This window comes from Fulvivirga sedimenti, assembly GCF_020328055.1.
Genome location: NZ_JAIXNE010000003.1, coordinates 712,498 through 726,886, shown reverse-complemented (window position 1 = coordinate 726,886; position 14,389 = coordinate 712,498). Strand labels below are relative to the sequence as shown.

The window sequence follows — 14,389 nt, the reverse complement described above, 5'->3', positions numbered from 1 at the left end:
TTAATTTTTCTGTAAAACGAGTTCTCCTGCGGATGGTATCACATTGAAAAGAACGTATTTACCATTCGCATCATCCTTAAAGATAGCCTGAATATTTTTACCGGTTGGATCGGTGATCGATATCTTTGTCCAGGATTCAGGAATATAGGTTTTAAGGGTTACAGGTACGTTGTATGACTCTGGATCAAGTTCAGTGCTTAGCCGGATAGAAATGCGGTTATCTTCAGATTTCGTTTCAATTACGGTATTTTTCCGCTCCCGGATATATTTAGTGACATTCCCAAACGTATCTACCCATAAGGAGTCGCGCTGATCGTTCACAAAACTGAAATATTGATCCAGCTCTTCTCCCGTTTTGGGCTCCCAGCCAAACTGGTCGACTCCATGAAAAACAAGCACGAGCCATACACCCGAACCGGATAAGGCTGTATTCACCCAACCTTTCATATCGTCGACACTGTGGCGGGTAAGTGCACCACGCTGCCATTGTACATACTCCTCGTCGGAATCCAGCGGTGATTTATCGCTGGATCTGTTTAATTCTTCAAGATAGGGTTCGGGCATCCTGTTTCGCAGTGCGGGATAAATGTCATAGGCATAAGACATAACCCGTTCGTTTTCAGTGCCGTACGGTCCTTCGGCAGAAAATGTGTATTCAGGGCCCAGGAATTTTTCAATATCAGCCTTGCTCTGCTCCAGTTCATATTTCATGTTAATCTCATCCAGTACTGCCAGCCGGGGATGAGTAACCGTATGGCTGGCGATTTCATGGCCATCTGCAGCGTAGGAACGATATTGTTCCCAGGTGGTGGTGTCTTCCACGTTATTGTGAAAAACAACATCATTAGTATCCTTCATCGAACCATTCCGGATTTTCGAGTAACCCTCATCCAGCAATTGATATGCTTCCTCTACTTTGCCCTGTTCATAAAGCGATCCTACACGGGCGTGATAGTCCTCTGCCTCGGAAGTGCCGGTAAAGGCGATGAGGGAAGCACGTTCAAAAAAATTGTTTTCGTTCGTTTCAATATCAGCAGTCTCTTTGATGATCTCTTCCGGTGATCGGCCAATAAATTTACCTGGTTGAGAACCCTCAACCTTTCCGGTAATAATAAAGAAGGTACCCTTCAAATTATATTGATCCATGATAGGTCTGGCAACGGTCAGCTGGTTTATAATGCCGTCATCAAAGGTGATGGACAAAGCCGCCTTTTTGTCGTCCGGCCATTTGGTAATGACGGTTTCACCGGAGTGTCCTTCTTTCTCCGGGGAGCAGGCAAGTACAAGACATGATAAAAATAATACTGTAAGAGCGTTTTTCATTTCTGTGAAATTATAATTAACGGTAAGTTAGTTTGCGCCACAATGCTTCCAGCGGCCCCTGTTTATGGGTTTTCATCCACCATGTACTTGCTATCAGCTGGAATATCCAAATACCCGATACGATAAACAGAAGCTCATACCTGTTGAAGGTATTATACCTTCCGAATCCATATCCATAGAATATCAGGGCACAAATAATGCTTTGCATAATATAGTTTGTCAACGCCATTCGCCCGGCAAGCGAAATAGGGTTGAGGTCTTTTCCTTTCAAAACCTGGTGGTATAAACCATTCAGCACCAGGATATAGGCAACTCCCAACGTTTCCTTTGGCAGCGTGAACAACCATGATTGCCATACATTTTCTACCGGTTCGAAGTAGTGAAATGTCCAGTGATCATAGCGTAAATAATTGATTACAAGGGCAACGAAAAACAGAAGGAGAGTGGTTGACCAATACAATTTTTTATTCCTGATGTCTGAAAAAATTCCGGTTTTATAGAGAATAATACCAAGTATCATCATGATCAGGGTTCTGAAGAGTATTCCGGGGTATAGTATGTTTCCCTTATGTACCCCTGAGTGGTCAGCGTTTATCGTGATACTTTCAACAAGGCTTTTTCTCACAGTGGCAGTATCGGTTACGGCAATACCTTTTGATGTCCTCTTTTTCCATATCTCAATATCTTCAGCCTGTTGCCCCGTACGGTCTTCAGCGGGCAGACGCTGTGCCAGTATTGCCTGCTCATGGAGAAATTCTATCCTTTTGGCATTCTGATAACTGTTGTAGAACAAAATACCAGTAAAAATGAGGACCGTAATCATCAACTGTTTCAACTTGAATGATCTGAACGGGAACAGCAAAAAACCGCAGATGGCATAATGATATAATACGTCTCCATCCCAGATCACGTAAGCATGTATTACTCCGAAAATAAAGAGCCAAAGGAGACGTCGGGCATAAATGTCCATGGCTTTCAGTCCGAGCCCCTGTAGCCGCTCCAGGAACATGAAGAAGCCTACTCCAAAAAGCAATGTAAACATGCTGAAGAACTTTCCCTGTGCCAGAAAGTAAACCCAGAAACGGGTATTTGCATCGACCGCGGAATCAAATCCATATTTGAACGGACTCCATGGGTCATCATAGGCAAATGATTCAATATTGATCACCAGTATTCCGAGGACTGCAATTCCCCGAAGGAAATCCAATGAACCAAGTCGTTTGGTCGCCTGTATGGGCTGAGGATCATTTAGATTACCCTGCATTTGATGTTAAAGATTGAGCCAGTAGTTAAGTTTAATCACTATCGCCCTGTTTTTCACCTTAAAATTATTGGAATAGTAGTTATCCGTGTAGACAATGAATAGATCAGATACAGGGGCATATCGCCATTGAAAACGGGCGTTAAGATTTACATTATCGATCTGGTTATTGTACTGAAGCCAGGTAGTGAGAAATATCTTGTCGGTAAATGTGACATCGAGACGGGGCCCAACCAGCAGAAAGTCTGAATTATTTTCTTCTTCATCGAAAGTCAGACGGTTAAAATCGGCCGTCACAGCGATACTTCCATAGGGTTGAAAACGATAACTGAGCGAACCCTGGAGGTTTGTAAGCGTTCCATTGAAAAATCCCCCATACTTCACGCCGGCATTATAGGTCCACCGGTTGCGTCGGTCTGATGTCATTTGAAACTCAACCTGGCGAAAACGGTGCTCTGATCCGGCCGGCAGGGGCTCTTTATCGTTATTAGTAGGATCGAATGGTTCGGTCAGCTGGATAAAACTTTCTTCGTAACCAACCTGATAGCTTGCGGTATTCAATAATAACAGCTCATAGTTCAGACTCAGAATATGATCGGTAAACCCCCATCCTTCGGTGAAATAGAATTGATTGCGCAGGGTGGGGCCATGTCGGTTCACCACGGTTGATTTAGGGAACCATTTATAACCGACATCCGGATTAAGCCGCAGGTATCCCGTTCGGGGAACAAATCCTACCTCGGCGACATAATCACTTCCCACATATTGATGTTCCCATTCGAACGTGAGGTTCTGACCCGTGTATTCCAGTTGTAATCCATGCGAAAGATCCTGCTGATCCGGTGTGAAAGACCCATGTAGAAATACTTTTCCTTGCCAAAGATTGTTTGCAGAGAAGAGATTGAAGTCGGCACCCACGACCCTGTTCCATTTATTGGCCAGGCTATCGCCCTGCATCACGTCAAGGCCATCACGGTTCACCACCATGAATGCAATATTGGATCGCTCCATTACGCGCCGCTGGAAGGCCGCCACAAAATAATTCTGTCCGGGATAATTCACGCTGTCTACCCGATTGGTGATCATGTCCAGCACGCCGATCCGCCAGTCCTTATTGATCTTTCCGCTCAGGCGTGCCCCTGTAAGGATCGGATTGGTAAGCCCGATTCGTCGTGAAAAGAACGGGCGAATATTGCGGTCACCAAAGTTGGCAAACAGGTCACTGTTTTCGAGGAAAAACTGCCGGCGTTCCGGAAAGAATAATTCAAACCTGCTCAGGTTCGTCACCTGGCGATCCACTTCAACCTGTGAAAAATCCGGGTTCAGGGTAAGGTCCAGATTAAGCGAGGAGGTAACGGCGATCTTGGCGTCAAATCCCGCATCAAAGGTATAGTCGGTTTCACTGCCTTCTTCCTGATTCTTGATTGCTCTTCCGGATACATAGGGTATTACAGATATATTTGTTCCTGGTGGTGGAGGTGGCTTATCCCAGTGAAGGGTACCAACGAAAGCCAGTGAAGCGCTTGGAAATTGCCTGGGAACCGGGGCCCAGGAGGATTTTTCATTTCGCTTGTTGTCTAAACGTGAGAAATTGATGCCCCACTCATCTATACCTTCCTTGTACCGGATCGATTTGAAAGGTATCATATATTCATGTACCTGGCGTCCCTCTTCCCGGTTAACTTTTGAAAACCATTTATTGTCCCACTCAAGTCCGACTGTACCACCGTCGGATTGCAAACCATCCCATTGTGCCCCGCCTGCAGATGCACCAAAGGAAAAGCCGTTGGTTTTATCCTGAAACGTGTCCATGAAAAAGATGAAATTATCGTTAGCGGAAAAATTAAAATCACGGCGCAGCGATGCGATCAGGTTCTTGCCGGGCAGATCATCCCAGCAAATTACTGCCACATATATGTTTTCCTGGTCATAGGTCATCATAACTTCTGTTTTTGCTTCCGCAAAACCAGTATCCATAGGGGTAATTCTGTAAAAATCCTTTGCAACATCTGCTGTCTCCCAACTTTTCTCATCCAGAATACCATCAATTCTGATCGGATCTATTGCTTCCTTGATATTCAGATGAAATTTTTCAGAATTATTCTCCTGGGCCCGGAGTATTCCAGCGGGAGATATCAGTATTAAAAATATGAGAAGAGCTCTGTTCACTATGATTGTAAACAGGAAGGTTAGTTAAATGCCAATAGATTTCAAATTCAATTTTTATGACAGGTATATAAATGTTTTGAATTGAACCGGTATCGCCGGATGCGTCCTAAACAGGTTGTAGAAACAACCGGCGAATATTGGAAACCGAATTGGCATATTCCGGTTTCGCCGACATCCGTTTCCACTCCGGATGGTCAACGAATACCTTCCAGTTGGCGTCCCTTTCTTCCATATCTTTAAACCCAAGCATGTAAACGAGGCTTGGCCGGAACGGTCCGCTGATCATATCCCCGAAAAACACAGGATGAAGTCCGGTTTTATAGAAGAGATCGATTTCTTCGACATTAAACATCTTTATTTTACGGCGTGTTGCATCTTCCGAGTAGCCTTCGTAGGTGCGCAGTTCAAAAATTGATGCCCCTTCAATCGGGTTATTCATTTTTGGAAGACCGTCAAATGCAAGCAGGAGTGATGAAGTGTATCGATTATACAACGGGCGGTCTGCGGGTATAGCATCATATTCCTGTGCGGCAGAATTGAAGGTTTGATCGTTTTGCAGATTTTGCCCGGCCAGGTAAATGGCTACTGTAGGATAGGAAATCAATACGTGCAGATTTGAAGGGTTGCTCATGCCATATTCGCTGAAAAGGATGAAATGATTGACACCTGTTCGCTTCAATGCCGGCTGTAGCACATCCTTCAGATAATTGACAAGTAAAGATTGGTTGCTTCCAAATTTCACCTCATACGTTCTGAGCTCATAAAGCTCTTTTTCCTCGGCAAGAGATGAGGTGGCCGATGCCTTTCCAAATGTCATGGAAAGAGGTATTGCTGAAGTAAGGGAAGCGGCCTGAATAAATTTGCGTCGTTTCATGAGGCATGGTCTTTAGTTCAGGTGTAAGTTACAAATAACCCTTGAATGACTTTATTCAATAACCTCAAATCGTTTATACATATTTCGCTCAAGCGCTTGTGGCACTTCAGATATAAGCAGGTAGCTCCCGGTTTGAAGAGAAGCGCTGAAGTAACCCGTCTGACCGCCCGGTAATTCCTGTATGCCCCCCAGAAAAGTATAACCTTCTGGTGCCGGTGTTCGCAATGCTGTAAAATCTGCTGCGTTCAACCAGGCAGCCAGGGGAGCGATATCTGTATCGGCAGCGTCAAGGCGGACAATGTTAACATCATGTCCCATCATATTTTCGTACTTCTTCTGATCCTCAAAATGGACTGAAAATGTATACTCACCAGCCGGAATAGTATCGTTGAATTGAATTCCATTTGTGCTGGAAACAGAGATTCCCAAATCAGATGGAAGATCTTTCAGGGAAGATACAGCATCGGTTACGATAACTTCATTCAGCATACCCATCAGTGCATGAGGCCGGCCATTGGGCATACGAACATAACATTCCATGGCATATCTGCCCGGCTCCAGGAAAAATGTGGCATCTGCTTTACTGGCAGGGCCGAGAAGACCGACGCCACCTACATTTTCTACCTGGCTAAACCATTCCGGTATCTTGCCGAATTCCTGGAACCCTTCATCCATTTTGCCTTCGTCGAAAAGATCAAGTGCATTTTCAAAAACAGAAACAATATCGCTTTTATAATTCTCCAGGGTGATGCCCTCCGGTAATTTTTCAAAAACAAAAAAATGGATGTCCCCCGACTGGTTGTCGTATTCAAAAGTATGCCAGCCCGATGGAATCGTATCCGGCAGGTTGAACTCCATCGATCGGGTAGTCACAACTATCGGGGTGTAAGCAGGAGTTTCAGCTTTATCATTGCTTGTCTCAGTGCTGCATCCACAAAACAGAACCAAAGAAAAGCCGATCAGTATATGAAGGTGTTTCATTAGAAAGGTTTTTTTCCAATAATATAGTAAGTATGCGGCTTTTATGTCAAGTGACAGGTTCGAGTTCGCCAATTAAATTTTATCATAGAATCAACATCAAAGCTATAAAGACGGTCACCAAAAATCTCGCAGAGCGTTTCAATATCGCAGGTCTTATTTAGAATCGTTTCTGCTTTTACTCAGATAGGCCATCAGTTGGCGCAATTCTTCGTCATTGAGTGAATTGATCAGGCCCCCGGGCATCAACGATACCGGAGATGGCACCTGGGATTCAATGTTATCGGCAGCAATGGAAATTTCATCATTTCCAAATGGATTCACATTCACATATGCAGTATCATCGGTTGTTCGTGTTGTTCTTCCGACTACAGTATTCCCGTCTCTCAGCGCAAATAATGTTGCAGCATATTGGTCTGAAATTGACATACTTGGCGAGATCATTGCCATTAACAGGTCATAATTGGAGAAACGCGTACCTGCCTGTGTGAGGTCCGGACCTACATTACCGCCCAGGCCATCCATGCTGTGGCAGGATGCGCAGAGCAGCGCTTTGTATAACTCCTCGCCACGTTTCAGGTCTTTTCCTTCGAGCTGACCGTTCACAGCCTCCAGTGCCATGCTGATTTGCCAGTTTTTTCCAGGACCTGATGGAGGAGGAACATTTGAATCGTACGAGGGCTGGTTCAAAAGTGCTTCCCCCGAAATCTCAGCCAGTTGTTTACGTTCATCAGCCGGAACCTGATCCAGCGCCTCCAGGCGGATGCGCTCTACAAAACCAATATAACTCCACCCTCCGCTTTTTTGTAAAGCCCGATAGAACCACCGGAAATATCGTTCCCGAAGTTCCGGCGTCCAGCCGGACTCCTGATGGCTGAGTGCTCGTGCCAGGGCGATTCCCTGCTCAGCTGGCCTGTTTTCATGCATCGCTTTGATGGTAGGACCGTATTGTTCACTTCGTTCCAGCACATCTACCGGGGTGAGGTCGGCTTCAATGGTCGCCTCGGCCTGCTCCATTAAGGTGAGTGTAGGCTCAATTACTTCCGCATGGTCGAGATAGACAAGCATTTCGCTCATCTCCCGGTCAAGGGCGGCATTGCCGCCTGGATATGCGGGCAGGTTTGAACGGATGTCATTGTCTGGTGCGCCGAGCCTTGAAAAAATCAGGGCATATACGCGTACGAGGGCCAGCTTACTCTGGAGATCCAGCTTTTCGGGATCGACTGATTTAAGTTTTGAAAGTAAGGGATTCTTCAGACGGACATCATTCGAGTGTGCAGCCGCGATGGCAGCTTCAAATATGATGGAGGGTTGACTTTCTGCCTCAAGTTTGGAAAGCCATGAATCTGCAGGATGTTTCTCCAGGGCAACGCGCGCTGAATAACGGATGAAACGGTCATCGCTTGAAAGTCCGTTCCAGATTTCGTCCAACGGCACAGCAGGTTCCATAAGCGCATGCATCGCTGTGCGTGCCGAACTATTGGCGGAAGCCATTTGAACAGGATCGGTTGCAGCATTACCGGTATACCGGACACGGTAGAGATAGGAAGTTCCTCTTCTTCCCCCGGTGGTGAAATACATATTGCCATCCGGAGCGATAACCAGATCGGTGATTGCCAAAGGTGTGCCGGATAGGAATTCCGACTTTTTAGCGGAGTAGGAGGCTCCGTTTTCCGACAGATCGACTTTATAGATCGTTCCGAAACTCCAGTCGGAAATATACAGACTGCTCTGATATTCAGCTGGAAATTTTGCGCCATAACCAAACGTGATTCCGGTAGGTGAGCCCTGTCCGATGTCGATAACGGGAGGCAGGTTGTCGGGATAATATGCGGGCCATTTCCCTGAGCCTGTTCGCCACCCAAATTCTGCACCGGGTATGACATGACATACTCGTGTTGGCCGATACCAGGGAGATCCCAGATCCCATTCCATATCTGAGTCATAGGTGAAAAGCTCACCTTCAACGTTGAAAGCAATATCATAGGCATTTCGAAATCCTGAAGCAATGACGTTCCAGGATTGTCCATCATCGTCTGATCGCGCAATCCATCCTCCCGGAGGCTTTATGTTGTTGGCATGTCCGCGGGGGTCCAGAATTGCCGGGTACAACCGGTCCTCTTTCCAGTTCGCATTTAAAATTGATGTGGAGTTTTCGGGTACCAGTGTATGGTTTCCGGCAATGAGATAAAGTGACTTCCCGTCGGGGCCTTCAATAATGGCGTGTGGACCGTGTTCGCCTTCGCCTTCCAGGGAAATCAATTGTTTCACATCATCCAGTTCATCGTCACCATCTGAATCAGTGATCCTGTAAACCCCGCTTCCATTGAAGGTATCATTGGGGCGGGCGTTTACGGAAACGAACAGACCTCCGTCTTTCCAGAGAAGTCCCTGGGCGCTTCCGATATTAAGGTTAATGCTATCTACGGTTACCCCGGCACCTTCCAGGGTAATGCGATACAAGCGGCCATATTGATCTGAAGTAATTAACCGGCCATTGTCATCATAGGTCAGAGAAACCCATGAACCCTGTCCGTGTTCTGTTGGAGAGTATAACATAGTGGCTTCGAATCCTTCAGGAACAGTGATTATGGGGTAATCGCCATTAGCAGGATTGCCTGTCTCTTTTGTGGAACAGGAACAGTAAATTATGCAAAAGACGAGGGTAATATTCAAAAATTTCATTCGGGTCGATTCAGGGAGGTTAAAATTTTACGAGTTCACTGTGACTGAATTGGAACAGCTCATTCTTCAAGTTGATTCAGGAAGGTTCGCTGGACAGCAATCGTTTTTTCGGGGTTGCCCCAGGTAGTGAGATGAACTGCATTATCTATTATTTCCACCTTTGATCCGGGGACCATGTCTGCCCATTTACGTACATAACTTTCCTTTATTTCGTCGAATTCGCCCGCAGTGAACAGGGTTGGTACATTGATCTTTTTCAGGGTTTCAGTAGCGTCAAACGTTTCCAGTGTGCCAGTAACGTTAAACTCGCTGGCTCCCCACATATACCCATAAATCTCATTGTTCATCGTTGTAATTGTACTGTCAAAATCAGCCGCTGGCGGATTAGCTCCCCAGACATAATTTTCGTAAAACATATTCATGGCCGTTTCATAACCAGGGTTACTGAAATCACCAGAAATTTCTGCTTCATTGATTGCTTGTTTCAGGGAATCAGGGAAGGACTCCAGTAATTCCCGGGTACTGCTCATCCAGTCCTGGCTTACCAGGCACGGACTGGCAAAGGTAAGGGATGCTACGGCATCCTGGTGCGCTTCATAATAGGCTGCGGCCAGCATAGTGCCCCATGAATGACCCATAATGTGCCATTTTGAAATACCAAGATGGTTTCTCAATGCTTCCAGTTCACCAACGAACCTGTCCACAGTAAATAAGGTTGTATCACTGATATAATCAGATTTTCCACATCCCAGTTGATCGTATCGTATCACGGGCCTGTCTGAACTCAGATCCTCAAATGGTTTCAGGTAAATGCTTCCCACACCTGGTCCACCGTGTAATAATACCAACGGAACGGCATCACCGCTGCCGGAAACTTTATACCATATTTTTCCTCCTTCGACTTCTGCGAAACCTTCCCCTGCTTGAAGAGTGTTGGTGGATTCCTTAGGTTGACATCCTGCAACGAGGATGAGTGTGAGTAAAGCGAGTGCAAAAGGAATGAGGTAGTGATTTCTTTTTGTCATAAACGTGTTTTTTGATTGAAACAATATACAAAAACTATTGAGTTTGGAAGGCGTCCTGATCAGGCCTCAATAAATTCTTTTTCCTACTTTTAGCTGATAGCAGACCTGTGAGAGGTCCGATGAGCAGGGCTAAAAATATATATTGGACAGGGATGTTGTTTTGCAAAACATTCAGAAGCTGGATGCTGAATATGGTAATAGAAAAGCCAATACAATTTACAATGGTTAGTGCTGTTCCTTTGTTTTCCGGGATCGCGTTTTGAGCTACAAGTGTAGAGAAGAGGGGTGAATCTGCGATGACCACCATTCCCCAGCAAAGAAGAAATATGAGAAAAACTAACTGCGAGCCGGACATGAAGGCAACCGGACTGATCAGACAGCAAATTCCGGAAAGCGAAAGGGCGGTAAGTGCGGTACGTTTCGTTCCGAAGAGTTGTGAGAGATATCCTCCCGCAATACATGCGAGGCTGCCTGCGCCGATAATCAGGAATGACCAGAGCGGTATTGAAAATGTTGCCTGCGGGTGAAGTGACTTATAGGTTGTGAGCATTACCGGAACGAAAGCCCAAAAGGCATACAGTTCCCACATGTGTCCGAAATAGCCAAAAGCGGCTGAGCGGAAATCAGGCGCACTGAATACTTTAAAAAAAGCTGAAAACTGGAGTTTCTGACTTTTCCTTCGAAAGGGGCCATCAGGAACTAAAATTAATATCAGCGTTCCACCAAGAATTGCAAGTATTGATGTTATGATCAGCACAGATTTCCAGGGCAGGGAACCGGTCCATTGATTCAGCAGGTGGGGAAAAGCCGTACCCAGTACAAGAGCTCCAACGAGAAATCCCAAAGATTTACCCAGTCCCTTGTCAAAATAGTCTGAAGCTATTTTCATGCCCACCGGATAAATCCCTGCAAGGAAGAATCCGGTAGCGAAACGCCAGCTGATCAGCGTGGCGAAAGTGTTAAAATCCAATATGGTTAAGCCATTAAACAAAGCGCCAAATAGAGCGCTGATAAAAAAGACCCGGGAAGGGGAGTACCGGTCGGATATAGTGAGCAGGGCAAATACAAGCGTTCCGCAAATGAAACCGAATTGAACAGCCGAAGTAAGGTGTGGAAGTGCTGAGGAGGGCAGGTCATACGTGGCAACAAGTGATGCCATCACGCCATTACCGGCAAACCAAAGCGAGGTACAACAAAACTGTGAAAATACGATGACAGGAAGGATATGGCTTCGCACAGGCATGGCCGTAAGATAAAAAGATTTAATTATCAATGGGGGTATCAGGAATCATTAAAATAGTTACCGTTGCGAATGACTTAAATCAGTGTAAAAGAGTCCTGATTGGTTTACATTAAACCTGCCGGAATAACAAGAAGTGTAATCATGCCTACCATGTTTATTGAGGCCGTGAGATCTACCATACAGAACAATCTCTCCAGGGAGCATTATGGGGTGAATGAGTTGGCAGTGGATATGGGTATGAGCAGATCACAGCTTTTGCGCCGGATTAAGGAATCCACAGGGCTTTCTGTCTCAGAATTTATTCGAAATGAAAGACTCGGAGAGGCACGAGTTTTATTAAAAACAAGTGACCATTCAATTTCTGAAATTGCTTATTTGGTTGGCTTCAGCAGCCCTTCCTATTTTGTCAAATGCTTTCATGATAGCTATGGTGAAACGCCCGGGGATTTTCGGTCAGGACCGTCTGAATTAACCGGGACGCCGGAACGTCGAAGATCGGTTCCTATGCTGGGCATTATTTCACTAACAGGTGTATTTTTAATTCTGGCGATCTTGCTGGGAATATATTTTCCCCTGAATCGCGATGAGGTACCAGATTCAATTGCGGTATTGCCATTCTCAAACCTGAGTGAAGCGGAGGAATTTGTTTCCGATGGCCTTACTGAATCGGTCATAAATGATCTTGCAAGTGCAGACAGGTGGCGCGTTATATCGCGGGCATCGGTAATGCGCTTTAAGGATGATTTTCCAGGAACTGCGGAAATTGCCAGGCAACTGGATGTTGACCTGATCGTTAGTGGCTCCATTCAGCAAATAAAGGACAGTATCTGGGTAAATATTCAGCTCATAAAACCTTTGCCTGAAGAACATCAACGATGGATTAAGCGATATTCCTTTTCCAACATTGATATATTGAGTCTTTCGGAACTTATATCTGCCGATATTAAAAATCAACTTGACCCTGAATTTCCGGTGCTTTCAGAAATGGAAATAAATGAGTATTCAGAATCAAGAGAGTTGTATCTGAAGGGCGCTTACTTCCTGCAACATGAAACCCCTGCTGGACTGGAAAAGTCGATAAAATATCTGCTTCAATCTATCCAGCTGGATTCAACATATAGCCCGTCCTTTTCGGCACTTTCCAGGGCGTATATTTCACAAAACCGTTTTCTACAGGATATCGGGGAAAAGAAAATAAATCACGAAAAAAGTCTCAAGGCTGCAAGAAATGCATTGGCATTAAATAAAAATTCCGCATCGGCCTACATAGCGATGGCCAGGGTTAATCTATTGATCGACTGGGATTGGGGCGCGTTAAAGAGGAATTTGCAGCAAGCCCTTATGATCAATCCAAGCCTTTCAGAAGCTCATGAGTTGATGTCTCATTATTACGCCTTGCAGGGTGAATATTCACAAGCCATTGAAGAGGCCGCTACAGCCCGCAGACTGGATCCATTAAACCCTGCAGCCGGAACGTTACTGGCTGATCGATATTATATTGCATCTGAACTCGAAAATGCCATCGACACCTATCAGGGGGTATTGGAGCTTTTTCCTGATTACAGCTATGCCTGGGACGGTCTGGGTTACGCATATTTTTACTCAGGCAATAAACAACAAGCCTTAAAGTGCTGGCAAAATTTTCAGAATGTCATTGGCAATGAAGTTATCGCAGAATTTTATACGGAACAATCCTTTAACAGCAGTCTGCGCTATTGGCTGGAGAAAGCAATGGGCCCAACACCTCAGACCTGTTCAAACCCGACAGTAGTTGCGACAGTATATATGATGCTGGATCAACCTGTGGAGGCCATTGATTATCTTGAAATCGCCTTTGAGTTTCGGGATGAAAGGCTTCCGCTAATGCTGATAAGACCGGATTTCTATAATCTTAGAATTAATCCGAGGTTCAAATTCATTGCCGGTCAACTGGATATAACCCTGCCGGAACCCGCCTTCAGTACTGATCTCTGAAATGAAATTGCCTGCTGCGCCATCAGTCTTATTTTGGTATTAAAATTGACATGATTCGCTGCAAATTTGATAAGAATGACATAGCCTGTTTAGCGAAATTGATCCTGTAAATTAAACAATCAGAGCTATGAGAAACTTTATAATTTTTACAGGAATTTGGGCTTTGTCTTTCTTGCTTATAACAGCATGTGAAGACAGTGTCTATGATGAAATTGTTGAAGAACCCGTTAGTGAAACAGTTTCTTCCGATCAAAAAGGCAACGATCAATCCAGGGTCTATGGGTTTGACCAGTGGGGCTATAACTGGAATGCGCATCACTTTAATGGTAATGTCTGGAATGCTATCGTTGCAGATTACCTCTACCAGGGTGAGTTCTTCTGGCGGATTGATCCCTATACCGGGGATGATGAATCCTATCTTGAAAAATATCCGTGGGCTGATCAGATGCCATTTTGGGCATACAGGAATATGGAACTCGTCATGCACTGGAATGAGGGTCTGATTTCAAAGGATGGTGAATATCAGGATTGGCTGGATTCAGACGCATGGATCACATTCCACTACAAGCTTGGTAAGGGAAGTGATAAATGGTTTCAATTTCAAAAGTTTGTGGCGGCAAAATCAACGGATTATATAAAAGACGGTATGTGGTACGACCAGGATGGTAATCTTATTGGAATATTTCACGATTGGGATACGCTCATAATGATAGAAGTCCATGACGCCGGTCAACCACCTTATTTCAAAAGCCCTCTAAGTCCGGGTTTAGGAAAATATAAGCTCCGATAGTTGGCTTACTTAAGCAAAGCGCGGATCATTTTGGTCCGCGCTTTCATTTTACAGACCTGTGTTATTA

At 45.1% G+C, this 14,389-nt stretch carries 10 protein-coding genes; 2 read left to right on the top strand and 8 right to left on the bottom strand.

Annotation, left to right across the window (positions count from 1 at the left end; all coding sequences use genetic code 11):
- The 8 genes from LDX50_RS15520 to LDX50_RS15485 all read right to left on the bottom strand — a co-directional run bounded on the left by LDX50_RS15520 (position 1) and on the right by LDX50_RS15485 (position 11,558).
- A complete protein-coding gene (locus LDX50_RS15520) occupies positions 1-1,323 on the bottom strand; it encodes a polysaccharide deacetylase family protein (RefSeq protein WP_225698219.1) in 1,323 nt (440 codons plus the stop codon).
- 16 nt (positions 1,324-1,339) lie between these two features.
- A complete protein-coding gene (locus tag LDX50_RS15515; RefSeq protein WP_225698218.1) occupies positions 1,340-2,587 on the bottom strand; it encodes a DUF418 domain-containing protein in 1,248 nt (415 codons plus the stop codon).
- Between the two features lie 6 nt (positions 2,588-2,593).
- A complete protein-coding gene (locus LDX50_RS15510) occupies positions 2,594-4,753 on the bottom strand; it encodes a DUF5916 domain-containing protein (protein WP_225698217.1) in 2,160 nt (719 codons plus the stop codon).
- A 106-nt stretch (positions 4,754-4,859) separates the two neighbouring features.
- Complete coding sequence (locus LDX50_RS15505; protein ID WP_225698216.1) at positions 4,860-5,627, bottom strand: NIPSNAP family protein; 768 nt, start codon at positions 5,625-5,627, stop codon at positions 4,860-4,862.
- A gap of 51 nt (positions 5,628-5,678) precedes the next feature.
- The gene (locus LDX50_RS15500) at positions 5,679-6,608 is read right to left on the bottom strand and encodes a hypothetical protein (protein WP_225698215.1); all 930 of its coding nucleotides are present in this window, start codon (positions 6,606-6,608) and stop codon (positions 5,679-5,681) included.
- A 153-nt stretch (positions 6,609-6,761) separates the two neighbouring features.
- Complete coding sequence (locus LDX50_RS15495; RefSeq protein WP_225698214.1) at positions 6,762-9,290, bottom strand: c-type cytochrome; 2,529 nt, start codon at positions 9,288-9,290, stop codon at positions 6,762-6,764.
- Between the two features lie 59 nt (positions 9,291-9,349).
- Positions 9,350-10,315: a proline iminopeptidase-family hydrolase gene (locus LDX50_RS15490; RefSeq protein ID WP_225698213.1), complete on the bottom strand. Its 966-nt coding sequence runs from the start codon at positions 10,313-10,315 to the stop codon at positions 9,350-9,352.
- A gap of 34 nt (positions 10,316-10,349) precedes the next feature.
- Positions 10,350-11,558 (bottom strand): MFS transporter, encoded by a 1,209-nt coding sequence (locus LDX50_RS15485; protein ID WP_225698212.1) that lies wholly within the window; start codon positions 11,556-11,558, stop codon positions 10,350-10,352.
- A gap of 141 nt (positions 11,559-11,699) precedes the next feature.
- Here LDX50_RS15485 and LDX50_RS15480 point away from each other — a divergent pair, with 141 nt between their 5' ends.
- Positions 11,700-13,532: a helix-turn-helix domain-containing protein gene (locus LDX50_RS15480; protein WP_225698211.1), complete on the top strand. Its 1,833-nt coding sequence runs from the start codon at positions 11,700-11,702 to the stop codon at positions 13,530-13,532.
- Between the two features lie 127 nt (positions 13,533-13,659).
- A complete protein-coding gene (locus LDX50_RS15475; protein WP_225698210.1) occupies positions 13,660-14,322 on the top strand; it encodes a hypothetical protein in 663 nt (220 codons plus the stop codon).
- Positions 14,323-14,389 lie beyond the last annotated feature (67 nt).